Source organism: Bacteroides sp. NSJ-39 (assembly GCF_014287315.1).
GTDB lineage: Bacteria > Bacteroidota > Bacteroidia > Bacteroidales > Bacteroidaceae > Bacteroides > Bacteroides finegoldii.
Map to the genome: position 1 here is coordinate 233,063 of NZ_JACOOB010000003.1, position 26,428 is coordinate 259,490.

The window sequence follows — 26,428 nt, forward strand, 5'->3', positions numbered from 1 at the left end:
CCTATTTTTGCAGTCCGTAAGAGGTGTAAAACGTCGAAATTTTAGTTCTAACAATTAAATAATTTAAATTCAATCATTTATGTGGTTAAGTAATTCATCTGTAGGAAGGAAAGTGGTGATGAGCGTTACCGGTATCGCCCTTGTCCTGTTTCTAACATTTCACATGGCGATGAACTTGGTTGCAATCATCTCGGCTGATGGTTACAACATGATTTGTGAGTTCCTGGGAGCAAACTGGTATGCGTTAGTGGCTACCGCAGGACTAGCCGCTCTTTTTGTGATTCACATCATCTACGCATTCTGGCTGACAATGCAGAATCGCAAAGCGCGTGGTAGTGAACGCTATGCAGTGGTTGACAAACCAAAAACTGTAGAATGGGCATCTCAAAACATGTTGGTGCTGGGTCTGATCGTTATCGTAGGTCTTGGTTTGCACCTCTTCAACTTCTGGGCAAAAATGCAGTTGCCGGAGCTGATGCACAACATGGGCATGCACGCTGATACACTGACGCTGGCTTATGCCGCTAACGGTGCTTATCACATCCAGCAGACTTTCTCTAGCCCGGTTTACGTAGTTCTTTACCTCGTTTGGCTGTTTGCTTTGTGGTTCCACCTGACTCACGGTTTCTGGAGCTCTATGCAATCACTGGGATGGAACAACAAAGTATGGATCAATCGTTGGAAATGCATTTCTAACATCTATTCTACGATTGTTGTACTCGGTTTCGCACTGGTAGTAGTGGTATTCTTCGTGAAAACACTGATTTGTGGCGGTGCTTGCTAAATAGTAAATTGTAAATGATTAAATTGTAAATAATATTATGATCAAGATAGATTCAAAAATTCCAGAAGGCCCGGTGGCTGAGAAATGGACCAACTATAAAGCTCACCAGAAATTGGTGAACCCCGCTAATAAACGTCGTTTGGACATCATCGTTGTGGGTACGGGTCTGGCAGGTGCTTCTGCCGCTGCTTCACTTGGTGAAATGGGTTTCAGAGTATTCAATTTCTGTATTCAGGATTCTCCCCGTCGTGCACATTCTATCGCTGCACAGGGTGGTATCAATGCTGCAAAGAATTATCAAAATGATGGTGACTCGGTTTACCGTCTGTTCTACGATACTGTAAAAGGTGGCGACTATCGTGCCCGTGAAGCAAACGTATATCGTTTGGCTGAAGTGTCTAACGCTATCATCGACCAATGTGTAGCGCAAGGTGTTCCTTTCGCTCGCGAATATGGCGGTACGCTGGACAACCGTTCTTTCGGTGGCGCACAGGTATCCCGTACTTTCTACGCTAAAGGCCAGACTGGTCAGCAGTTGCTGCTGGGTGCTTACTCTGCATTGAGCCGTCAGGTAAACGCAGGTACTGTAAAACTGTATACCCGTTATGAAATGCAGGATGTGGTTATCGTTGACGGACGTGCCCGCGGTATCATCGCTAAAAATCTTGTAACAGGTAAACTGGAACGCTTTGCCGCTCACGCAGTAGTTATCGCTACCGGTGGTTATGGTAACGCTTACTTCTTGTCTACCAACGCTATGGGTTGTAACTGTACAGCTGCTATCTCTTGCTACCGCAAGGGTGCTGTATTCGCAAATCCTGCATACGTTCAGATTCACCCGACTTGTATTCCGGTACATGGTGACAAGCAGTCTAAGCTGACTTTGATGTCTGAATCTCTCCGTAACGACGGTCGTATCTGGGTTCCGAAGAAGAAAGAAGATGCTGTAAAACTCCAGAAAGGCGAAATCAAAGGAAGTGATATTCCGGAAGAAGACCGCGACTATTATTTGGAACGCCGCTATCCGGCATTCGGTAACCTGGTTCCGCGTGACGTTGCCAGCCGTGCCGCTAAAGAACGTTGCGACGCAGGTTTCGGTGTAAACAACACAGGTTTGGCCGTATTCCTCGACTTCTCTGAAGCTATCAACCGTTTGGGTATCGACGTTGTTCTTCAACGTTATGGTAACCTCTTCGATATGTACGAAGAAATCACTGACGTTAATCCGGGCGAACTGGCTAAAGAAATCAGTGGTGTGAAATATTATAACCCGATGATGATTTATCCGGCTATCCACTATACAATGGGTGGTATCTGGGTAGACTACGAACTGCAAACCACTATCAAGGGTCTGTTCGCTATCGGTGAGTGTAACTTCTCCGACCATGGTGCAAACCGCCTCGGTGCTTCTGCATTGATGCAAGGTTTGGCTGACGGTTACTTCGTATTGCCTTACACCATCCAGAACTATCTGGCAGACCAGATCACTGTTCCTCGTTTCTCTACCGATCTTCCTGAATTCGCTGAAGCTGAAAAAGCAGTTCAAGCTAAGATCGACAAGTTCATGAGCATCCAGGGTAAAGAATCTGTTGATTCTATCCACAAGAAACTGGGTCATGTCATGTGGGAATATGTAGGTATGGGACGTACGGCAGAAGGCCTGAAGAAAGGTATCGCCGAACTGAAAGAAATCCGCAAGGAATTCGAAACGAACTTGTTTATCCCCGGTTCTAAGGAAGGTATGAACGTAGAGCTTGACAAAGCAATCCGTCTGTACGACTTCATCACTATGGGTGAGCTTGTTGCTTACGACGCATTGAACCGTAACGAAAGTTGTGGTGGTCACTTCCGTGAAGAATACCAGACTGAAGAAGGAGAAGCAAAACGTGATGACGAAAACTTCTTCTATGTAGCATGCTGGGAATATCAAGGTGATGATGAAAAGGCTCCGGTATTGCACAAAGAACCGCTGGTATACGAAGCTATCAAGGTTCAGACTCGTAACTACAAGAGCTAATCGGTGAAGTTAAACATTTAAAAGAATTAGAAGAAAATGGATAAAAATATATCATTTACACTGAAGGTATGGCGCCAAGCTGGTCCGAAAGCTAAAGGTGCTTTTGAAACCTACCAAATGAAAGATATCCCCGGTGATACTTCCTTCCTCGAAATGCTGGATATTCTGAACGAACAGCTCATCAGCGAAAGAAAAGAACCGGTAGTATTCGATCATGACTGCCGCGAAGGTATCTGCGGTATGTGTTCTCTTTACATCAACGGACACCCGCACGGTCCTGCAACAGGTGCTACTACTTGCCAAATCTATATGCGTCGTTTCAACGACGGTGATACCATCACTGTTGAACCTTGGCGTTCGGCTGGTTTCCCTGTCATCAAAGACTTGATGGTAGACCGTACTGCATACGACAAGATTATGCAAGCTGGTGGTTATGTAAGCGTACGCACAGGTGCTCCGCAGGATGCTAACGCTATCCTGATCGCGAAACCTATCGCTGACGAAGCTATGGATGCTGCTTCTTGTATCGGTTGCGGTGCTTGTGTAGCTGCATGTAAGAATGGTTCTGCTATGTTGTTCGTTTCTGCAAAAGTTAGTCAGTTGAACTTGTTGCCGCAAGGTAAACCGGAAGCTTTGCGCCGTGCAAAAGCTATGTTGTCAAAGATGGATGAACTGGGATTTGGTAACTGTACAAACACTCGTGCTTGTGAGGCTGAATGTCCGAAGAACATCTCTATCAGCAACATCGCCCGCTTGAACCGTGACTTTATCAGAGCAAAACTGAAAGACTAAGTTACTGTTTTCTAATAGTAAGAGCTTAATTTGATTAATAAAAGAATCCCCTGCGGTACACACCGACAGGGGATTCTCTTTATGTATGAATGGCTCATGATTATTATTAATAATCAATTATCATGAACAGATATATTGGTAATATTAAAGTTATTTATACAGCTAAATCCAAAGGCAAGTCACTGATATCTTTCAACCGTTTTCCCTGAATCAAGATGTTCAATAATTCAATAGAATCCTCTGCATGGGTATCATGAACCGCTTTGATGAGCTCATACAAAGCAAAATGATAAATACAGTCAATATCTCCTGTGCCTAAAGCTAATGATGCCAATCGTGCGGGCATTGGTTCTCCTGTTACCACAACAATGTGCGGTAAGTGCCCTTTTCTGTTCCTTATCAATCCGAGAGCTTCTGTCCGGCTGTTTTGTGCACGATCGCTACGCATCGTCCATTTGGCTGAAATAGAAGCATGAAGAATGGGTAACCCGCCATTACTTTTTCGTATATCGGCAAGATTACACACGGAATCATCAATAATATCAGTTTTCTCATTTATCATATCATCCGTCTCTGTCTCTCGATAAATAACCACATCCGGTGCTACCATATAATCGTTACCCATGCTAGCGGCAAGTCGAGCATCGCTTTTGGTCAGCAGGCTGAGGTATTCCAAATGTTCGTATTGAGCGAAACTACTTGTTTTGACGGAGTTACGGTTACCCAGTTTGGAGATATGCCATTTTCCCGGACGTAAATTCTGCAGGTAGGGAAATGTATTCATCAAGAAATTCATATTCATTTGCTCAAATTTAGCACCTGAAGTCTGTCCTACTGCTTTTTCGTGGACTTCAGCCATTAATTGGTCAGCAATGCCGCGGGCAATATTTATTGATAGTTTGGAGGAACTGTCAGCATTACTTGGAATTCCTTTGCTATCAATAGTCATTACACCACTAGATAGCAGCTCTTTGTGATATTTTTTTCTCGCTTCTGCAATAAGTGCGTTCATAATCCAATACCTTTTTGATTTGCAACCCTATTTTCATAGCAACAGGAGGAGGGAAAGCATTGCCGATCATCCGACAGGCAATCGTCTTACGCTTGCCGAAATCCCAACTATCGGGGAATCCCTGAAGTCTTGCAAGCATTTCCGGAGTCAATCGTGGCATTCCCACGAAGTCTGCGTCAGGGACATCATTAGCTACCCCCCGACCGTCTACACCAAGCTCTGCCCACGCCTTACGTGCTCTTGTCGGGCCCAAGTCTGGACCTCCGTGTTTTTTACTTCCGCCTACCAGAGTGGGAGCTATTTTATTGGCTGTCCGCCTCCATTCTTCGACAGCTTTCCAACCATTAGCTGACATCAAGTCATATAAAGTCTCACCTACAGACAGTGTTTTCTCTGGTATCTTTTCGGGAAACATGAAGACATCTGTCAGATCTCTCCGTATTCCAATAATAATTACTCGTGGCCGTAGCTGAGGAACACCATAATCAGAAGCATTTAATAATTGAAGATGTGTACTGTAGCCTAATTTTTTCAACGTTTGAAGTACCTGTTCCCGATAAGCATTAAACTTAGAGCTTAAAATTCCACGGACATTTTCTATCATAACGATACGCGGATTAATTTCCTGCACAAGTCGGAGCATCTGAGGAAAAAGATCACGCTCATCATCAGCTCCCAGTTGTTTGCCTGCAACACTAAACGGAGGGCAAGGTACGCCTCCTGCTAGCAAATCTATCTGCCCGTAGTAAGGCTTACCATCAAAATGATGCACATCCTTACAGAAAATATTCCATTCCTGCCGATTGCGTTTCAGACATTCGCAATAGTCTTTTTCATATTCGACCAATGCAACATGAGAGAATCCCGCCATCTCAAGTCCTAATGCTTGACCGCCTGCACCTGCACATATTTCTATGGAATTATACATATAAGGATCATTCAAGTTTATAAGTTTCAGATGCAAAAATACGATATTCTTTTATCAATGCCAATAACTCGGTGTTTAAATATGGCTTATCTCACGCAAAGATATCGCTCCGCAGAATATAACCGATAACATCTCCCTTACGTACGGTAGCGCCTTGCTGTGCACATATCTCCACCACACGCCCGGTAAATCCAGTCAGAATCTTTTCATATTCTCCCCATGGAGTAGAAAGATAACAAAAGACTTCGTCATGCTGATATTTACGTCCGATGAATGGAGCAATGGATGGTCCCTCTACGGAAACTTCCCAAAGTACCTGCCCGTTATCAGGAGCAATGACCGGGTCTGCTTTGGCACGTTTCAATTTCTTAATTTCCTCTTCCGAATATCCGTTCTTTGCCATTGCCGCATCTTCAGCATGTTGTAACTCTTCCTCAAAACGCTTTTTGGCAACCCCGGACTTATAATCACGATACTGGCGATCGTGCATGGCCAGTTCGAAAAGTTCCTCGTCATCCTCTCCATATTCCCAGCCATTTTCATCCATTTCCTTTCGATATTCATCCAAAGCATCCGGATAATTCAACTGCGGGTCGGTATCGACAAATTCATATCCTTTAGATTTTGCCAACTCTACAATCTCCGGTGCGAGCTTACCCGGAAGACGTCCACTTTTACCCAGAATCATATCCCAAGTGTGGTTATCTATCATTGTCCAGCGATCTTCCCCTTTTACCTGCTGCATAAGATTCATTAATGCAACATTCTTCACATACTGGCTGAAAGGAGTCACCAAAGGAGGATAACCTAGCTTAGGCCATACATATTCCACTTCATCAAAAAGCATCACAAGCAAATCATCCAGACTAAGTTCCGGCTCATTCTTACTCCTTAATATCATATTGATACCGGAATGTACTCCTTTCAAGTCTGCCATCATGGAACCCATCATACCACCCGGCAAACCACACTTCAGTAGAAGTGAAGACATGTATTTATTGGTAGGATCCATAAAATAACCCAGAAAATCATCAATGAATTCTTGCGTCATGGCACGAGCTTTCATATATGCTTTCATATTTATGTCGGGAACCTGGAAACCTAAATCTTTCAACATAGCCTGCACAGAGATTATGTCCGGATGCACTTTGCCCCAAGACATCGGTTCCATAGTCACATCAATGATGTCCGCACCATTTTCGCAAACCTCAAGAATAGAAGCCATAGACAATCCCGGTCCGCTATGACCATGATATTGAATCAATATATCCGGATGTTTCTCCTTGATAGTCCTGACCAATTCTCCTAACATACCCGGACGACCGATACCCGCCATATCCTTCAAGCATATTTCAGGTGCACCGGCCTCAATCAGTTGATCGGCAATTCGGGCATAATACTCAACAGTGTGTACGGGAGAATAGGTGATACAAAGAGTTGCCTGCGGAATCATACCTGCTTCCAAAGCATATTTAATAGAAGGAATGATATTTCTTGTTTCGTTCAGTCCACAGAAAATGCGTGTGATGTCCACTCCTTGCGCATGCTTGACTTTATACATCAACTTACGCACATCTGCCGGAACCGGATACATGCGCAATGCATTCAATCCGCGATCGAGCATATGCGTTTGAATACCCGCTTCTTTAAAAGGTGCGGTAAAAGCACGGACAGCCTTATTAGGATTTTCGCCGTACAACAGATTCACTTGCTCAAAAGCACCGCCATTCGTTTCAACTCTGGCAAAACAGCCCATCTCAATAATCAAAGGAGCGATACGGACAAGCTGATCAACCCGAGGTTGATATTTACCGGAAGATTGCCACATGTCCCGATAAACAAGACTGAATTTAATTTCCTTTTTCATCATAGCCAATAATAAGTGATTTTTTCTTCGGTTAACTTCACATATACAAATATAAGGGTTTAAACTGACATATAGTCAAACAATCACCTTAAAAAATAGATATAAAGAGATGTTTAATATCATAATGCAAGAAAACCACCCCTATATAGATCCATTCACTATAAATAACAAATCAAATTGTTTTATGTTCGTACATATATCATTCCTTTAAGATCGCCAAATACTTCATCGACTTCATTCAAGGTATAAACAAACCAAGATAACCATCAGGCATAATCCACTTGTCAAGGGCTTTATTATACTCAAAATTACTATTACAATAATTAATATAAGATGCAATATTGACTGAATCATTAAAATAAAGATTTCATCATTTTTTATTGTTATTACTCTAGTAAATAATGGTATTAGTGAGAACCTAAAATTGTAAAGCGCAAATACACAGCAACATACAAGTATATATTTCACGAGCCCTTCGAAATACAATGAAACATATTCAAGAAAGCTTGCATTTCTTTCCATTACTTACCATAAATGTGCCATGTTTTATCCATTAGAAGTACGTCGTGTCCGATAACAGTGAAAATCAGTGAAAGAATTTAAAAGAGAAACAAATACAACAGAATTATTTGGAAAGAATCAGTTGAACGCTTACATTTGTCATGTGATTTTTTTCATAGTATTAGATTTAAGGTTAACAAAGGTTGGAGCAAGGCGTTGCTCCTTTTTTTATGTCTATATGTGAGATTAGTTCATGTGAGTTAATTCAATAATTGGTACATTCCTCCTGCCAATACACGAATCACCCCTTTCATTTCCAGTTCAAACAGTAGGGCAGTCATCTTATTTACGGGAATATCTGCTTCTACCACAAGAGAATTGATTTGCAGATTTCCCAGTTTCTCCAAAATAGCAACTATCTTCTGCTCTTCTTCAGACAATTCGATAAAAAGACTACGTTGCACACTTACCTTTTCCGAAAGAGTCATCGGTATATTCCAGCCCATAGCCTGCACAAAATCTTCGGCAGATAATAACAGGGATGCTTTATTATCCCTAATCAACCGATTGCATCCTTTTGAATATTCATCACTCATGCGACCGGGGAAAGCGAAACAATCGCGATGATAACCTTCAGCAAGTTCGGCCGTAATCAATGAACCTCCCTTTTCTGCCGACTCAATGACGATGGTAGCATCACACATACCGGCAACAATACGGTTTCGACTGATAAAATTATGGCGATCGGGATTCGTTCCGGACAGAAATTCGGTCAGTAATCCCCCTTTTTCAAGCATGTCAACAGCTGTTTTCCGATGGACATGAGGATAAATACGATCCAGCCCATGAGCTAAAACACCTACTGTAGGTAATTCATTAGCCAAAGCTTCACGATGCGCATGAATATCGATTCCATAAGCAAGTCCGCTGACTACAAGTACATCAGGACAAAGCGCCTTCAGATCCCGCAGAAAAGAGGCGCAGATTTGTGTCCCATAATCAGTAGCATTACGGGTTCCTACCATATTCAGGATATGAAGGGAATTTAGATCAGCATTTCCTTTAAAGAAAAGAACAACAGGAGCATCTTCACATTCCCGCAAACGGGAAGGATAAGCCTCATCATGAAAAGACAGACAGGAGATCCGATTCTTCCGGATAAATTCATATTCTTGTTCGGCGCGGAGCACAGCTTGCGGACAATCCAATGCCTCTATCACCCGTTGACTTACTTCTGGAATACGTTCCGGTATTTCTTTGCGCAGACGGAAGACATCAACGGCATTACCCATTCCATCTATCAAATGTTTTGCTCCTATGTGCCCGATACCGGGCACCATTGTCAGAGCAATACTATAAATTTGTTCTTCTTCGGGGCTGTTCATTTCAGGTAGGGCGCAAAGACATTATCGAACAATTCGCTGTCACTTAAACGTCCGTTTACCACACATACCGTCTCAACAGTGGATTTCACTACTACTTTATTATCATTCTTACGGAAGATATCCTGATAAAACACATATTTGATACCTTCCTTTTTCATATATAGTTTCGAGACAAACTCATCTCCACTTTTCAATGGAGTCTTGAATGCCATACTAATGCGTGCCACTACCGGATCGACTCCCTGCTCATGAAGTGCAGAAAAACTGACACCCACCGAAGTCAGAAACTCGTGACGGGTATGTTCCAGATAGTGCTGATAATTGGCATTATTGACAATACCTTGAAGGTCACATTCGTAATCACGCACCTTCATTTCCAATTCATAGATATAGTTCATTTAAATTGAGAATTAAAAGTTGAGAAATAACAGTTAGCCTCTTTTTTGCTCAATATCGAGTCCTTTGAACTTCTTCAATTCTTCGGTCGATACCAGTTTATACAGCTTGTCACTGGGACGTATCTTATCCGATTTCATGGAGAAATGCTGTCCTTTCTTCACTGTTTGCACAGGTTCCAAGTCAACACGGGCTTCTTCCAAAGTCATAAATAGGGCACCGGTAGTCGGCCCTGTAATGAGAAGCTTATCGCCTACACTTACTTCAGCTGCTTCTACCAGGAATTCGGAAACTCCGATATTAGAGAAGTATTTGATACCTTTACCTACATAAATCTTACGTTCCGTAGCTGCCGAACCATAATTCCTGGTCCATTCGCCCAAACGCTGTCCCAAGTAATATCCATCCCAGAAGCCACGGTTGAATACGGTTTTCAGGCGTTCATCCCAAGCCGCAATCTTTTCATCGGTGAATGTTCCATCCAAATAAGCCTTGATAGCTTCTTTGTAACATTCAACCACCGTACGTACATATTCAGGTCCACGGGCACGGCCTTCAATCTTGAATACACGTACACCGGCATCCAACATTTTATTCATAAAATGGATGGTCTTCAAGTCTTTCGGAGACATGATATATTCGTTATCAATATCCAGCTCCACATCCGTTTCCTTATCACGAACCGTGTAAGAACGGCGACATACCTGCATACAAGCACCGCGATTGGCAGAATGATTCATCTCATGTAAAGAGAGATAGCATTTACCCGATACTGCCATACAAAGCGCACCATGGCAGAACATCTCGATACGAAGTTGTTCGCCGCTCGGACCACAGATATGTTCTTCCTGTATCTGACGATAAATCTCGGCCACCTGTTCCAGATTCAACTCACGGGCCAATACTACCACATCTGCAAATTGCGCGTAGAATTTCAAAGCCTCCGCATTGGAGATATTCAACTGGGTGGAAAGATGCACCTCCTGCCCTATCTGACGGGCATAATTCATCACTGCCACATCAGCTGCAATTACCGCAGAAATTCCTGCTTCTTTGGCCGCATCGACAATGGTATGCATCAGAGGGATATCTTTATCATAGATAATCGTATTGACCGTCAGGTAACTCTTCATCCCGTGCTCATCACACGTACGGGCTATTTCCCGCAAATCATCAATCGTGAATGTATTAGCCGAACGGGCACGCATATTCAGGTTTTCTATACCGAAATAGATAGAATCGGCACCTGCCTGAATAGCCGCAGCAAGAGATTCGCGCGAACCCACAGGAGCCATTATTTCAAAATCTTTTATATTCATTTTACTGTCTGATAATCATTAAATATGATAGAAGTATGCAAAGGTACGAATTTATCCGTATTTTTGCAGAGAATAAAGCAGAAAGAAGAAATGGAAAATAAGAAACCTATCGTACTCAACAATCTGGAAGAGTGGGATTTTACCGACTATATAGACTCGTTGATACAAAAAGAGGAGGCTGTAGATTTGGAATTCAAGGTTGCCAAAGATGGTCTTCCTAATAGCTTATGGGATACTTATTCTTCTTTTGCCAATACGGATGGGGGAGTCATTGTGCTTGGTGTGAAAGAGCATAAACAGCAATTCATTATAGAAGGACTGACTAAAGAACAAATCAGCCAATACAAAAAAGACTTCTGGAATCAAATTAATAATCCGGATTGCGTAAATGAGAATCTGCTTTCCGACAATGACTTATACGAAGGTCGCTATAAAGAAAGAAATCTGCTTCTCATCTATGTTCCCCGTGCAAACCGTGGGCAGCGCCCTATCTACAGGACAAGAAACCCTTTCGGTGGGCATACATTTAAACGCAACCATGAAGGAGATTATAAGTGTACGGATGCAGAAGTCAGACGCATGATTGCCGATTCGGACGAAAGTCATCCCCGTGACTCTAGGATTCTGCCCAATTACTCGATGGAAGACATTGATAAGGAAACATTGATTCAATACAGACAGCTTTTTGCCAATTTGAAACCATCTCATCCATGGCTTAATTTAAATGATATTGAATTTCTGACTAAACTTGAAGCATATCGCAAGGACAGGAGTACGAAAGTAGAAGGTTTCACATTGGCAGGCATACTGATGTTTGGAAAGACAGAAAGTATTACCGATCCCGAATGTGCGCCCAATTATTTCCCCGACTATAGAGAGCATCTTAACGAAAACTCCGATATTCGATGGACGGATAGAATCTGTCCGGACGGAACTTGGGAAGCCAATCTCTTTCAGTTTTATCGCAAGGTTCATCCCAAACTAACTGCTCCCCTGCCTAAGCCCTTCCTTATCAGAAACGGAATACGTATTGATGAGACACCTACGCACATTGCTGTGCGCGAAGCTTTTATCAATACGCTTATCCACTGTGATTTCTCGGAGGAGGGCAATATTGTTGTCGAACAATGGGTAGATAAGTACCGATTTAAAAATCCCGGAACAATGCTGGTCAGCAAAGCTCAATATTATCTAGGAGGAGATAGCGTCTGCCGCAATAAAGCCTTGCAGAAGATGTTTATGCTAATCGGGTTTTCCGAAAAAGCGGGAAGCGGAGTGAATAAGATCATTAAAGGTTGGAGGGAAGCAAACTGGCAGAAACCGTATGTTGAAGAATTCAGCCGACCGGATAAGGTGGAACTAACCCTGCCTATGATTAGTTTATTGCCGGATGATGCTGTAATTAAACTAAAGGAGTTGTTTGATGGAAAGGTTGAGAACTTGACGCAAGATGAGTTGACAGCCTTAGTAACTTGTTACAGTGAGGGGGGGATTAATAATACTCAACTGCAATATGTTATTCCGCAACACCGTTCTGATATTACAAAAATGCTGAAAAAGCTTTGTAATCAAGGATTCCTTATTTCAGAAGGAAACAGAAAGGGAACAAAATATCATGTCAACGATCCGGAGAGGAAGGTTGGAAGCCCGGAGGAAAAGGTTGGAAGCTCAAAAAGACTCAAATTCGAAGAACTTCAATCCATAATAATATCCATTGCAGAAGACTACATCACATTAGATGAAATCGCTAAAAGAACAAACAGAACCTTTGACTATATTGCCAATAAAATAATTCCACGAATGCTAAAGAATAGAACTATCGAATATTTATATCCCGGAGTACCCAATCATCCGAAACAAAAATATAAAGCAACCAATAAGAAAACGAATAATAAGCAGTAATACTTATATATGAAGATAGCTCACATAGATTTGGGTAAATACCCTATCCTGCTCGCTCCTATGGAAGACGTGACTGATCCGGCTTTCCGCCTGATGTGCAAGAAGTTCGGAGCAGACATGGTATACACCGAGTTTGTATCAAGCGACGCACTGATACGTGCAGTCAGCAAGGCCGCACAAAAACTCAGTATCAGTGATGAAGAACGCCCTGTCGCTATTCAGATCTACGGAAAAGATACGGAGACAATGGTAGAAGCAGCCAAAATTGTGGAAGAAGCGCAGCCCGACATTCTGGATATCAATTTCGGATGTCCAGTGAAAAGAGTGGCCGGAAAAGGGGCAGGAGCAGGAATGTTGCAGAATATTCCGAAAATGCTGGAGATTACCCGTGCCGTAGTAGATGCAGTAAAGATTCCCGTAACTGTGAAAACCCGTTTGGGATGGGACGCCAATAATAAGATTATCGTAGATTTAGCGGAACAGTTACAAGATTGCGGCATTGCCGCATTGACTATTCATGGCCGTACCCGTGCACAAATGTATACCGGAGAAGCCGACTGGACACTGATAGGTGAAGTGAAGAAGAATCCACGGATGCATATTCCTATTATCGGCAATGGTGACGTGACTACGCCTCAACGCTGCAAAGAGTGCTTTGACCGCTATGGAGTAGATGCAGTAATGATCGGGCGTGCCAGCTTCGGACGTCCATGGATATTCAAGGAAGTGAAACACTATCTGGAAACCGGTGAAGAACTGCCACCACTCAGTTTCGGCTGGTGCATGGATGTACTACGCCAGGAGGTGGTCGACAGTGTCAATCTGCTGGACGAACGCAGAGGTATCCTGCACGTACGCCGTCATCTGGCCGCCAGCCCCCTATTCAAAGGAATTCCCAATTTCCGCAACACACGCATTGCCATGCTACGGGCGGAAACTAAGGAGGAGCTCTTTCGGATATTTGATGAGATACTTGCTACTATTTAAACATCGGCTGTGCAAACCACTTTTTAAACATCCAGGTTGCCACTACATACAATAAGAATGCGGAGAAAAATCCTACCACAGCGTCGATGACGTAATGTGCTTGAATATATACGGTAGCCCCACAGAGCAACAAATAGAAAGGCAGTAAACAGGCGAACAGCTTCTTACTGCCGCGCCAAGCCATAATCATCAAGATAGTAGAAATACCGACATGTGAACTTGGGAAAGCAGCTGTGGGACGTTCACCTACTTGCTGGGAACTTTCTACCAGGCTATAAAAGAATCCGTGCTGGTATCCCGGTCCGGGCAACAACTCCTGATGATAATTAAAATAGTCACCGATGGCAGGAAAAACTCCCTTAGCCACATTATCAAATCCGATAGCCGGAAAATAGAACTGAGGGCCTGCCACAGGGATAAAGATATAAAGCAAATAATATATAAAGAAAGAAGTAACCAGTACAAAGGACATCTTTTCGAACCATTCGAACCTATAAATGAAATAAAACAACGCCACAATCAGCATCATCGGATAATAGAAGAAATATCCCATATTAAACGCTTCGCTGACCAAAATATGAGGAAACGTATGGCAGAACCAGATAGCAGGTTGTCCACTGAAGATAAACTGTTCGATGGTAGCAAAGACATAGTCCAGGTTCGGAAAAAAGCGATTGAATTCAAAAGTATCCGGATACCAATAGGAAAGCAGGCTCATCTGAATGACGATACGCACAAACGCCGAGAACTTACAAGGGGCAAGCCGATAAAGATACATCAACAGGAAAGTCATTGCAGCAATCATGGCTCTATCCAATAACATATGCCATGGATGGTCCATCCTCTGAAACAGGAATAGAATCAATATGGAAGTCAGCAGATTATAAATCAATGTAATCTTCTCCACAGCAAACAACCCTTTCCGGGTCTCTACACGCTTAAATAAGTCTAAAGCCATCCTTCGTTTTTATACCAGGCAATGGTTTCACGTACCCCCCTCTCCAAATCGTATCCGGGGGTATATCCCAATTCGTTAATTGTCGGGGTTATATCACACTGCCAGTTGCGTTGTTTCATTATCTTATATTTATCAGAATTCAATGTACTGCACTTCTTGGAACGCGTAGCAACAAATTCAGCGAGCAAAGATATAACTTTTAGCACAATTAACGGACATTTCAGATGAAGAACAAACGGATTCCCTAATTCTTTTTGTATCAAGTCCGAAAACGCACGGCTTTTATAGACTTTCCCATCTGTCAGAAAATACGCCTTTCGGGTGACTCTTTTCTCTATACCCAAGAAAATAGCCTGCACAATGTCTTTCACATAGACAAAAGTCAGATCTTGCCGCTTGAAACCAACCGAAAAATCAAAATGCTTCTGAATGGACTTAGCCATTAGGAAATAATCTGATTCACGAGGTCCATACACTCCCGTAGGGCGATAAATGACATAAGGAAAACCGGGGATACTTTGAATATATAATTCAGCCTTCAACTTACTGAAACCATAAGCCGTGTTGGGCATGGGAGAATCGTCCTCTTTTATCGGAGTGTAATCTGTCTCGCGCACAGGACCGAACACACTAAGCGTACTTATATATATAAATTGCTTCGGGACCATATTCAACTCCCTCAACGTATCAATAAAATACTTTGTCTGAAGATAGTTCACGTAGTCGAAAGATTTTTTGTCGAAACATTTCGTAACACCGGCACAATGAACGATATAATCAAACTTATTATATGTCCCTTTATGACCGGAGAGTTGGGCACGAAGTTCATTAGGATGTGCAAAGTCCAGTTCCAAAAAGTGTATTTTCCGATTCTTCAAATATTGTCTGCTACTGGTAGGACGAACTCCCGCCCACACACTAAACTTTCGTTTCAACGCTTCTTCTACAATGAAGCTCCCGATAAAACCGCTTGCACCCGTAATTAAAATACTCTCCATTCCTACTTTTCGGCTCTATATAAATACAATTAAAATTTCGGTTACAAAGATACGATAAATATAATAGTATTATTACCGTTTTTTTTATTTACTTTGTAGCCATATCAATAGATGATGACCAATAAAAATACATATTATGGCGAAAAAGAAAGAAAAGAAAGAGAAAAAGGCCGGTAAGAGAATGAGTAAAAAAGAGCTGGCAGCGTTGTTAATAGACTTTTTCCACGCCAAATCCAGTGAAATTCTAAGTATGAAATACATTTTCTCGGAATTGCGTCTTACCACCCATCCGCAGAAAATGCTATGCGTCGATATATTACATGACCTTTTGGATGACGATTATATCTCCGAAATTGAGAAGGGCAAGTTCCGTCTGAATAATCACGGCACAGAAATGATAGGTACCTTCCAACGCAAAAGCAATGGAAAGAATTCCTTTATTCCCGAAGAAGGAGGTGAACCGGTATTCGTAGCAGAGCGCAATTCCGCCCATGCCATGAACAATGACAAGGTAAAAATTACATTTTATGCCAAACGAAAGAACAGGGAGGCAGAAGGGGAAGTAATCGAAATACTGGAACGTGCCAACGACACTTTTGTCGGTACATTGGAAGTAGCCAAGTCATACGCATTTCTGGTAACGGAAAACCGTACACTTGCCAATGACATATTTATTCCGAAAGATAAACTGAAAGGCGGAAAAACCGGAGATAAAGCGATCGTGAAAATAACAGAGTGGCCTGACAAGGCAAAGAATCCCATCGGACAAGTGATAGACATATTGGGCAAAGCAGGTGACAATACCACTGAGATGCACGCCATTCTCGCAGAATTCGGCTTACCATACGTATACCCGAAAGCAGTAGAGACAGCAGCCGATAAGATTCCGGCAGAAATCACTCCCGAAGAGATAGCCAAGCGTGAAGACTTCCGCAAGGTGACAACTTTCACTATCGACCCGAAAGATGCTAAGGACTTCGACGATGCGCTTTCCATCCGCTCCATCAAAAACGGATTGTGGGAAGTAGGCGTACACATCGCCGATGTGACACACTATGTAAAAGAAGGAGGAATCATCGACAAAGAAGCTGAAAAGCGTGCCACTTCCGTTTATCTGGTAGACCGCACCATCCCAATGCTCCCCGAACGGTTGTGCAACTTCATCTGTTCACTCCGTCCGAACGAAGAGAAACTCGCTTTCTCCGTGATTTTCGATATTACCGAGAAAGGAGAAATCAAAGACTCACGCATTGCGCATACAGTCATCAATTCCGACCGCCGTTTCACTTACGAAGAGGCTCAGCAGATTATTGAAACTAAAGAAGGTGACTACAAAGAAGAAGTACTTATGCTGGACACCATCGCGAAAGCACTCCGCGAAAAACGGTTCGCAGCGGGAGCAATCAATTTTGACCGCTACGAGGTGAAATTCGAAATTGACGAGAAAGGGAAACCTATCAGTGTGTATTTCAAAGAGTCGAAAGACGCCAATAAACTGGTAGAAGAATTTATGCTTCTTGCCAACAAAACCGTAGCAGAGAAGATAGGACGTGTACCCAAAAACAAAAAACCTAAAGTACTGCCCTACCGTATCCACGATCTGCCGGATCCGGAGAAACTGGAGAATCTGTCACAATTCATCGCTCGCTTCGGCTACAAGGTACGTACAAGCGGAACAAAAACAGATATTTCAAAATCCATTAACCATTTGTTGGATGATATACATGGAAAGAAGGAAGAGAATCTGATTGAGACCGTGTCTATCCGTGCTATGCAAAAAGCCCGTTATTCTACACATAACATCGGTCACTACGGGCTGGCATTCGATTATTATACTCATTTCACCTCACCCATCCGCCGTTTCCCGGACATGATGGTTCACCGTCTAGTAACGAAGTATATGGATGGAGGGCGCAGTGTATCCGAGGCCAAATACGAGGATCTTTGTGATCACAGCTCAAATATGGAACAAATTGCAGCCAACGCCGAACGTGCTTCCATCAAATACAAACAAGTGGAATTCATGAGCGAACGTCTGGGACAGATTTACGATGGTGTCATCTCCGGAGTAACCGAGTGGGGACTGTATGTCGAACTTAACGAGAATAAATGCGAAGGTCTCGTCCCTGTCCGTGACTTGGATGACGATTATTATGAGTTTGACGAAAAGAACTATTGCCTTCGTGGACGCCGCAAGAACAGAACATATAGTTTAGGAGATGCCATTACCGTTCGTGTAGCACGTGCCAATCTGGAAAAGAAACAGCTCGACTTCGAATTAATTGAGAAATAAATTATGAAAACTTTTATTATTGAAGACAAACAACGAATCGAGTCCATTATCCTCCATTGCGATGCCTGCTTTGTAGGTATCACAGATTTAGAAGGTAATCCCTACGTAGTTCCGATGAACTTCGGTTATGAGAATGGCGTCCTATACCTTCATTCGGGTCCCGAAGGCAGCAAGTTGGAGATGTTGGAACATAATAATAATGTATGCATCACTTTCAGCATCGGTCATAAACTCGTATATCAGCACGAGAAAGTAGCGTGCAGTTACAGTATGCGTTCCGAAAGCGCCATGTGCCGTGGAAAAGTGACATTCATAGAAGATATGGATGAAAAACGCCGGGTATTGGATATTATCATGCGTCATTACACGGATAGTGAATTCAATTATTCCGAACCTGCCGTGCGCAATGTCAAAGTATGGCAAGTGCCCATCGAGCAAATGACGGGAAAAGTCTTCGGTTTGCGAGCCAACGAAAAGCCATGAAACGTTTCCCAGCTCTTTACCTGTTGACCATCTTCCTTCTGTTACCTGCTTTTCCCATTCTCGCACAATCAGATAAGCAGGTAAACAGCCACTCTTTTACCTATCAATACCTTACAACCAAGGAAGGATTAAGCAACCAGCGCGTATTCTCCATCCTCGAAGATAAGAAAGGCTTCATCTGGATTTCTACACGTTCAGGGGTAGACTGCTTCAACGGAAGAACCGTAAAAAACTACAGCCTTTTCGGGGAAGACATCATCGTTGACGGAGCCGGGCGCATGATCTACCTCACAAAAGACTCACACGAAACGCTATGGGCATATACAAGTGCCGGTAAAGTATTCAAATATGATCCCATCTCCGACGCTTTCACACTGGAGATTGACGTAGCGGAATTAACGAAAAAAGGGATCTTTCTTAACAATCTTTTTATCGACTCATCCGACTGCTTCTGGTTCGGACTGAAAAACGGTTTGTTCTGCTACGACAGCACCAACCGGCACATAGAGAATATACTAGAAAAGAAATGTATAAACACCATTCATTTCTCACCATCCGACGAAACCCTGTATATCGCCACTACCGAAGGATTGTATAAACGCAACCAGCAGAATGGAGCAATTACCACCCTATTGCCCGAGTGTTACATCCAGTCCGTTTTCTACGATCCCGCAACCCACTTGCTCTGGATAGGAACTTTCAACTCCGGAGTAAAAGTGCAGGATACCCATACCGGAGATTTCCTGTCGAACGAATCACTGAACCAGCTACCACACCTCCCCTACCGTTCCATCATCCCTTACGACCCACAAACATTATTATTGGGAGTAGACGGAGCAGGTGTCTATGCAGCCACCCGTGATGCCGGCTACTCCTGGTCCTTCCTCAATGCGAACCTGGAAGAAGAAGGAGAACTGAAAGGAAACGGCATTTATGCCCTCTGCAAAGACAGTTCTTCCAATCTATGGATCGGCAGTTATACAGGAGGTGTAGCCTACGCAAATCCAAAGAAATATCTCTTCGAACTTACCCAACATGAATACAAAAACCCGCAATCACTGATAAACAACCACGTCAACGCTATCCTCGAAGATCATGAAGGCGACTTATGGTATGCCACCAACCAGGGAATCAGTGTACACCTGCTAAAGTCCGGAACCTGGAAACACTTCCTGAAAGAAAACGTATTCCTGACTCTCTGTAACGATGAAAACGGGAATGTATGGACCGGAGGTTACGGCACAGGCGTCTACTGCCTCAACAAACATACAGGCATCCGCCAGCATCTCACCACCGAACGTCCCGGCACATTGACAACAAACTACATTTACTCAATCGTAGAAGACAACAACAAGAATCTATGGTTTGGCGGTATATATGGCAACCTCATCCGATATACCCCGTCTCAAGCAGGGAAAGCGGAACAGTTCGCTTCCTACGGCATTACGCTCATCAACTCAATAACCACAGTCGGCAAAGACACGATAGCCCTTGCCACTGCCAACGGGCTCTACCTGTTGAACAAACAAACCGGCAATTTCAAACAATATTTCACCTCGCCATCCAATGCCGACACCCGGAGCAACAGCTTCATCTACTCCATGTATTTCCCCACCCCCGACAAAGTGTGGTTCGGAACAGACGGAGGAGGCATCAACTTATTAGACCTGAAAACAGGCAAAGCCGTCACCTACTCCACAGCAAACGGCCTTCCTTCCAACTATATATATAGCATCCTTCCCGACAACAAAGGACACCTATGGCTTAGTACAGACAAGGGACTGGCTTACATCACCACCTCCCCCTCTCCCGCAATAACCAACATCGGCTTCCTCGACGGACTGGCAAATGAATTTAACTTCATGTCCTACACCCGGCTAAGAAACGGGGACTTTGTCTACGGAAGTACCAACGGTGCCGTGCGCTTCAACCCGGAAAACTTTACCCGCCCTCTTTACAAAGCCCCCTTGTTGTTCACTTCCTTCGAAGTTCCGCAAAAGTCACGTGAAAAGACCGAAGAGAAAAAGATTCAATTCAACCGGATGCTGAACGAAGGAAAAACGATCGAGTTGAAATACAACGAGAATTCTTTTCTCATTTCCTTTATCTCCGTCTCTTACCAGTATCAACAGGACATCCACTACAGCTACCTACTGGAGGGTTTCGAACAAAACTGGAGTGCTCCTACCAACGAATTAAGCATCCGTTATACCAATATTCCTCCGGGCAATTATACGTTCCACGTAAAAAGCATGAGCAAAAACGCCGGACAGCAACTGGACGGGCACACCATCCGCATACACATTGCGCAGCCTTACTGGAATACAGCAATCGCCTGGCTGATATACATCATCCTGCTGACAGGCATCACCTATTTCATCTGGCGTTTCTTTGCCAACAAGATGGAGAAAAAGCACTTCTCCGAAAAGATACAGTTCTTTATCAACACCGCCCATGACATTCGCACTCCGGTGACGCTTATCATGGCTCCGCTTAGCGATTTAAGCAAGGAGGACGGACTGTCCGGAGAAGGGAAACGATACCTCCAGATAGCCCGCAAGAACACCGAAAAGCTATACAACTTAATCACGCAACTACTCGACTTCCAGAAGATAGACACAACACATCTCACACTTCAGGTTGCAGAGTACGATTTGAAATCATACTTGCAGGAAAAAGTGCTTAACTTCCAGTCCCTTTGCGAAAGCAAAAAAATCCGGATGGAATTATCAGTGCCCGAAGCCCCCGTCTCACTTTGGATGGATAAAGACAAAACAGACAAAATATTCGATAACCTGTTATCAAATGCAGTGAAATACACCCCTGTCGGCGGAACTATTTCAATCACAATAGAACAGAATGATAAAAAGATAACCGTAGAAGTCAAAGACAGCGGTATCGGTATTCCGCGTAAAGCACAACGGTATATCTTCTCCAATTTCTACCGTGCCGAAAATGCCGTCAACTCCAAAGAAACCGGAAGCGGCATCGGACTACTGCTGACCCGTCGTCTGATGAAACTACATAAAGGAAACATCTCCTTTACCAGCAACGAGGGCGAAGGTTCCACCTTCCTGCTCACTTTCCGAAAAGGGAACCGCCATCTAGCACGCTACATCCTGTCGGGGAAAACCTCTCCTCTATCTACCTTCCTATCGGATATATCCACAGAAGACAATAGCAGCGAACTATCACCGGAGGTAAATACAGACCGGGAAGCAGGAACCGTTCAGCATACAGACCGATACGATGAAAACGAGCCGAACCAGACAGCCCATACTGCCAAAGAACGAATCTTGATTGTAGAGGACAACGACGATCTGCGTTTCTACCTGAAAAAAACGTTTGCCTCCATCTACACCGTCATCGACAAGCCTGACGGAGAATCCGCACTGGAATATCTGCAAGATAAATCTGTGGATTTGATAATCTCTGACGTCATGATGCCTGGGATTCAAGGAGACGAACTGTGTCGACGGATCAAATCAGACTTCACCACTTCGCATATCCCCGTTATCTTGCTGACTGCCAAAACGGAGAAAGACGCCATCCTCGAAGGATTGGAAAGCGGAGCGGACGATTATCTGACCAAGCCTTTCGATACGGAAATCCTAAAGACAAAAATAAAGGGAGTATTACAGAACCGCAAGATTATGCGACAGTATTTTCTTTCTCATTCGCTTCCTTCCGTCCCTGCTGCCGAACCAAGTGAAAAGAAAGAAGATACGGAATGTGCCAACCTCTTATCTGCCATGGACAAAGAGTTTCTGGAACGTTGCACAAGACTCATTACCGAAAATCTGGCAAACCCGAACTTCACCATCAACCAGCTCTCCCGCGAACTGGCGTTAAGTCGTACGATATTCTACGAAAAACTGAAAGCTCTGACAGGACAGGCGCCTAACGAATTTATAAAACTCATGCGCATGACAGAAGCTGCCAACCTACTAAAACAAGGGCTTCCGGTGCAGGATGTCGCTCTCCTGGTCGGTTTCACAGATTCCAAGTACTTTAGTACAGCATTTAAAAAGCATTTCGGAGTATCTCCAAGCAAATTTCTCTAAATAAAAGTTTGCATCACTTTTACCCTCACACCCTCACCCTATGTCTCGTCCTGATCCCCTGTATTACATAAGAAATGCAACCGATATACATAGGAAACACAACCGGCATACATCTGTTATCCCTTCGTTATCTATCCGTTAAACTACCGATATGGTACATTCACCACGGCCGTGGTGAGATCTTCCCACAGCCGTGGTAGCTTCTCGTCATGGCTGTGGAGAGAAGTCGTCACGGCTGTGGGAAGCTAACTATACCGATAGTCTAATGTAAGAAGACCGGTTACTTAATATAAAAAGAAAGGAGAGATAAGGTATGCTTCCCTGCTTCATTACATCTATTTCCCTATACATCAGCACCCAAACAGCCGTTTATAACATTATTATAACAGCTACCCTATCCTTTAATACCAGATTCTTTTTGTATACTTGCAGCATAAAAAGACGAAAAAATGCAAATCCGATAGTTTTTCAACCTATTCCGATAGCTTTCAAACCCGTCAGGACATGGTTACGTCCTATATTTGCGAGGTAAATCAACAATCTAATAATCTATTTAAGATGAAAAAGCAGTTAACCCTATTTCTCTGCCTGTTGCTATTCATACCTATGTATGGATATGCGGAAGATGAAGTAAATCATCAAATTGTACAGCAAACTACCAAAGTAAAAGGCACTGTTACGGATGAACAAGGTGAACCGTTAATCGGAGCCAGTATCGCCATCAAAGGAACTTCCCAAGGAGTGATTACCGACTTCAACGGTCAATTCAGTATCGACGCTTCCAGAAACGCTGCATTAATAGTAAGTTATGTGGGCTATCGTTCAGAAGAAGTACAGGTAAAAGGACAATCTAATCTTAAAATCGTCTTGAAAGAAGACAGCAAAATCATCGATGAAGTAGTTGTTACCGCACTGGGTATCAAACGGGAACGGAAAGCGCTTGGTTATTCCATCGGTGAGGTGAAAGGCGAAGAGCTTGAAAAAGCGAAAGAAACCAATGTCATCAACTCGCTGGCAGGAAAGATTCCGGGACTGGTTATCAGCCAGACTGCCGGCGGTCCTTCCGGTTCGTCCAGAGTGATCGTCCGCGGTAGCACGGAGATGACCGGCAACAATCAGCCGCTCTATGTAGTAGACGGTGTGCCTTTGGACAACAGTAACTACGGAAGTGCCGGACAATACGGAGGTTATGACCTCGGCGACGGTATCTCCAGCATCAACCCGGACGATATTGAAAGCATGTCCGTATTGAAAGGCCCGGCAGCATCTGCCTTGTACGGTAGCCGCGCTTCTCACGGTGTAATCCTTATCACTACCAAGAAGGCAAGTACCAAAAAGAAATTTGCAGTGGAGCTGAACAGTACCACTACTTTCGAAAAACAATTGACGAAGTGGGACGATGTACAGTATGTCTACGGACAGGGAACCGGCGGACGTATCAACGGTACAGACGACCAATATTCTTCCAACAAGAACTGGGGACCGAAGATTGATCCGGGACTGAACCTGACGTATTTCGACGGAGTCACCCGCCCGTATGTGGTCATTCCCAATAATATCGACGGTTTCTTCAGAACCGGTATGACCACCACCAACACCATCGTTGTCAGCACCGTGAAAGATGACACGGGTATCCGCGCCACTTATACGGACATGCGCAACAAAGACATTCTCCCCAACACGAAGATGAGCCGTAACACGTTGAACCTGCGTGCCAACACGACCATCAACAAGAAAGTAGACCTCGACTTCAAGGTGACTTACACCCGTGAAGACGTAAAGAACCGTCCCGCACTGTCTGACCACCGTGCCAACCCTGCCAAGAACCTGATGTCTCTGGCAACGACCTACGACCAGAAATGGCTGCGCGACAACTACAAAGATGCCGACGGCAACTACTACGACTGGAACGGACGGGACGTATGGAACCTCAACCCTTACTGGGTGCTCAACGAAATGACCAATGAATCGGGAAAAGATAAGTTCATGGGTTCGGCACTGGTACGCTACAACGTCAACGAACACCTCAAGATTCAGGTGACCGGTGGTGCGGACATCAACTTTATGAACTTTCAGGAGTATGCTGCCCCTACATCACCGGGATTCGAACAGGGACAGTTGCAAATCAGCGATTTCAGAAACAGAATGTATAACGTAGAAGCACTGGCCATCTACAACAACAGTTATAAGAAATTCGACTATGGAGTAACCATCGGCGGCAACCTCTACAAAGTGGACAACAAAACCCAGATTGTGACTGCCAAAGAAATGGTGATGCGTGACGTGATTGCTCTGCAAAGCTTCACAAGCAAAGAGATCACCGAAGGAACCTATCGCAAGCAGATTAACTCCCTCTATGGTTCTATCAACCTGGCTTACGGCAACTTCGTCTACCTCGACGCCACACTGCGCGGTGACCACTCTTCCACTCTGCCATCGGGAAACAACACTTATCTATACCCCTCGGTATCAGGAAGTTTCCTATTCTCGGAATTCTTTAAGATCAATCCGACGCTATTGCCTTACGGTAAAGTGAGAGTTTCATGGGCACAGGTAGGTAGCGACACAGATCCTTACCAATTGGGACTGTCCTACGAACTGTCTCCCAAAAACTATTCAGGGTACGCACTGTCTCAAATCGCCAATACGACGATTCCGAACAAAGACCTGAAACCGACCAAGACCAACTCTGCCGAAGTGGGACTGGAACTGAAATTCCTGAAAAACCGCATCGGACTAGATTTCACCTACTACACCCAGAAAAGTAGTAACCAGATTATGCGCCTCAACACCACAGGTACTTCCGGTTATAACTCTATGCTGATTAACGCTGGAGAAATAGAGAACAAAGGAGTGGAAATCGCACTGAACACACGCCCCATACAGACGAAAGATTTTTCATGGGACTTGAATATCAACTTCTCAAAGAATAGTAATAAGGTAAAAAGATTAGCTTCAGGTATTAAAGAATTTGAATTGGAATCGGCACGCTGGATTAACGTGAAGGTAGCTGCCGTAGAAGGGGAGAACTACGGTTCCATCCTCGGCAAAGACTTCCTTAGAAATGATGCCGGACAGATTATCGTAGATGCTTCTACGGGACTTCCGAAAGTGACGGAAGACTTGCGAGTACTGGGCAACGCCACCTGGAAATGGACAGGAGGTATCACCACCAACCTGACTTACCGCGACATCTCCTTGTCTGCCATCTTCGATATTAAGGTAGGCGCCGATGTCTATTCCATGTCCGCCCGTTCTTCTTACATGACCGGAAAAGACAAAGCTACTCTTGCAGGACGCGACGGCTGGTATGAATCGGAAGAGCAACGACTGCAAGCCGGAGTGAAAGAAAGCAATTGGGAAGCGACAGGCGGTTACGTAGTAGAGGGCGTGGTAGAAATGCCTGACGGAAGTTTCGCGGAAAACAAGAAGTTTGTCGACCCCGAAGTATATTGGAAACATATAGCCGATCAGACTCCGGTTCCGTTTATCTACGACAATTCTTACGTAAAGGTGCGCGAAATTACGTTGGCTTACCGCCTGCCCAAAAGATGGATCAGCAAAGTGTTTGATGCCGTATCCGTATCGTTCGTGGCACGTAACCCGTTCATCATCTACAAGAACGTACCGAACATCGACCCGGACTCCAACTACAACAACGGCTCGGGTATGGGACTGGAATACGGCTCGCTGCCATCCAGAAGAAGCTATGGTTTCAATGTTAACGTAAAATTCTAATAGT

At 43.9% G+C, this 26,428-nt stretch carries 17 protein-coding genes; 9 read left to right on the forward strand and 8 right to left on the reverse strand.

Features of this window, described 5'->3' with window-relative positions; genetic code table 11:
- Nucleotides 1–79 precede the first annotated feature (79 nt).
- From H8S63_RS05465 to H8S63_RS05475, 3 genes are read left to right on the forward strand one after another with little or no spacing between them, the layout of a single operon-like run.
- Nucleotides 80–784: a succinate dehydrogenase/fumarate reductase cytochrome b subunit gene (locus tag H8S63_RS05465; protein ID WP_004298481.1), complete on the forward strand. Its 705-nt coding sequence runs from the start codon at nucleotides 80–82 to the stop codon at nucleotides 782–784.
- A gap of 37 nt (nucleotides 785–821) precedes the next feature.
- Entirely contained in the window at nucleotides 822–2,801 is a 1,980-nt protein-coding gene (locus tag H8S63_RS05470; RefSeq protein ID WP_007747475.1) for a fumarate reductase/succinate dehydrogenase flavoprotein subunit, read from the forward strand.
- Nucleotides 2,802–2,837: 36 nt separating this feature from the next.
- The gene (locus H8S63_RS05475; protein WP_007747474.1) at nucleotides 2,838–3,593 is read left to right on the forward strand and encodes a succinate dehydrogenase/fumarate reductase iron-sulfur subunit; all 756 of its coding nucleotides are present in this window, start codon (nucleotides 2,838–2,840) and stop codon (nucleotides 3,591–3,593) included.
- A gap of 154 nt (nucleotides 3,594–3,747) precedes the next feature.
- On the opposite strand, the gene H8S63_RS05480 is transcribed toward H8S63_RS05475, so the two are convergent.
- The 6 genes from H8S63_RS05480 to H8S63_RS05505 all read right to left on the reverse strand — a co-directional run bounded on the left by H8S63_RS05480 (nucleotide 3,748) and on the right by H8S63_RS05505 (nucleotide 11,001).
- Nucleotides 3,748–4,605, reverse strand: a complete 858-nt coding sequence (locus H8S63_RS05480; protein ID WP_186925962.1) for an NgoMIV family type II restriction endonuclease — start codon at nucleotides 4,603–4,605, stop codon at nucleotides 3,748–3,750.
- Complete coding sequence (locus H8S63_RS05485; protein WP_186925963.1) at nucleotides 4,550–5,533, reverse strand: DNA cytosine methyltransferase; 984 nt, start codon at nucleotides 5,531–5,533, stop codon at nucleotides 4,550–4,552. Before H8S63_RS05485 ends, H8S63_RS05480 begins: the two co-directional genes overlap by 56 nt.
- A 91-nt stretch (nucleotides 5,534–5,624) precedes the next feature.
- Nucleotides 5,625–7,400: an oxaloacetate decarboxylase gene (locus H8S63_RS05490; protein ID WP_186925964.1), complete on the reverse strand. Its 1,776-nt coding sequence runs from the start codon at nucleotides 7,398–7,400 to the stop codon at nucleotides 5,625–5,627.
- Between the two features lie 761 nt (nucleotides 7,401–8,161).
- Nucleotides 8,162–9,286: a DNA-processing protein DprA gene (gene dprA / locus H8S63_RS05495; RefSeq protein WP_022274850.1), complete on the reverse strand. Its 1,125-nt coding sequence runs from the start codon at nucleotides 9,284–9,286 to the stop codon at nucleotides 8,162–8,164.
- Nucleotides 9,283–9,684 carry a thioesterase family protein gene (locus tag H8S63_RS05500; protein WP_186925965.1) on the reverse strand — a complete coding sequence of 134 codons (402 nt, stop codon included), beginning with the start codon at nucleotides 9,682–9,684 and terminating at the stop codon, nucleotides 9,283–9,285. Before H8S63_RS05500 ends, dprA begins: the two co-directional genes overlap by 4 nt.
- A gap of 33 nt (nucleotides 9,685–9,717) precedes the next feature.
- A complete protein-coding gene (locus H8S63_RS05505) occupies nucleotides 9,718–11,001 on the reverse strand; it encodes a peptidase U32 family protein (RefSeq protein ID WP_186925966.1) in 1,284 nt (427 codons plus the stop codon).
- Nucleotides 11,002–11,025: 24 nt separating this feature from the next.
- Here H8S63_RS05505 and H8S63_RS05510 point away from each other — a divergent pair, with 24 nt between their 5' ends.
- Nucleotides 11,026–12,903 (forward strand): RNA-binding domain-containing protein, encoded by a 1,878-nt coding sequence (locus tag H8S63_RS05510; protein WP_186925967.1) that lies wholly within the window; start codon nucleotides 11,026–11,028, stop codon nucleotides 12,901–12,903.
- 9 nt (nucleotides 12,904–12,912) lie between these two features.
- A complete protein-coding gene (gene dusB, locus H8S63_RS05515) occupies nucleotides 12,913–13,890 on the forward strand; it encodes a tRNA dihydrouridine synthase DusB (RefSeq protein WP_186925968.1) in 978 nt (325 codons plus the stop codon).
- On the opposite strand, the gene H8S63_RS05520 is transcribed toward dusB, so the two are convergent.
- Both H8S63_RS05520 and H8S63_RS05525 read right to left on the reverse strand, forming a co-directional pair.
- Nucleotides 13,883–14,848, reverse strand: coding sequence for a phosphatase PAP2 family protein (locus tag H8S63_RS05520; RefSeq protein WP_186925969.1), 966 nt, complete (start codon nucleotides 14,846–14,848; stop codon nucleotides 13,883–13,885). The genes dusB and H8S63_RS05520 overlap by 8 nt on opposite strands.
- Nucleotides 14,839–15,846, reverse strand: coding sequence for an NAD(P)-dependent oxidoreductase (locus H8S63_RS05525; RefSeq protein ID WP_186925970.1), 1,008 nt, complete (start codon nucleotides 15,844–15,846; stop codon nucleotides 14,839–14,841). The genes H8S63_RS05520 and H8S63_RS05525 overlap by 10 nt, the downstream gene beginning before the upstream one ends.
- A 136-nt stretch (nucleotides 15,847–15,982) precedes the next feature.
- Here H8S63_RS05525 and rnr point away from each other — a divergent pair, with 136 nt between their 5' ends.
- The 4 genes from rnr to H8S63_RS05545 all read left to right on the forward strand — a co-directional run bounded on the left by rnr (nucleotide 15,983) and on the right by H8S63_RS05545 (nucleotide 26,424).
- On the forward strand, nucleotides 15,983–18,139 hold the full coding sequence (rnr, locus tag H8S63_RS05530) for a ribonuclease R (RefSeq protein WP_143867778.1): 2,157 nt from the start codon (nucleotides 15,983–15,985) through the stop codon (nucleotides 18,137–18,139).
- A 3-nt stretch (nucleotides 18,140–18,142) separates the two neighbouring features.
- A complete protein-coding gene (locus H8S63_RS05535) occupies nucleotides 18,143–18,622 on the forward strand; it encodes a pyridoxamine 5'-phosphate oxidase family protein (RefSeq protein WP_007757589.1) in 480 nt (159 codons plus the stop codon).
- Nucleotides 18,619–22,686: a two-component regulator propeller domain-containing protein gene (locus tag H8S63_RS05540; protein WP_186925971.1), complete on the forward strand. Its 4,068-nt coding sequence runs from the start codon at nucleotides 18,619–18,621 to the stop codon at nucleotides 22,684–22,686. The genes H8S63_RS05535 and H8S63_RS05540 overlap by 4 nt, the downstream gene beginning before the upstream one ends.
- Nucleotides 22,687–23,244: 558 nt before the next feature.
- Nucleotides 23,245–26,424 carry a SusC/RagA family TonB-linked outer membrane protein gene (locus H8S63_RS05545; RefSeq protein WP_186925972.1) on the forward strand — a complete coding sequence of 1,060 codons (3,180 nt, stop codon included), beginning with the start codon at nucleotides 23,245–23,247 and terminating at the stop codon, nucleotides 26,422–26,424.
- Nucleotides 26,425–26,428: the final 4 nt, after the last annotated feature.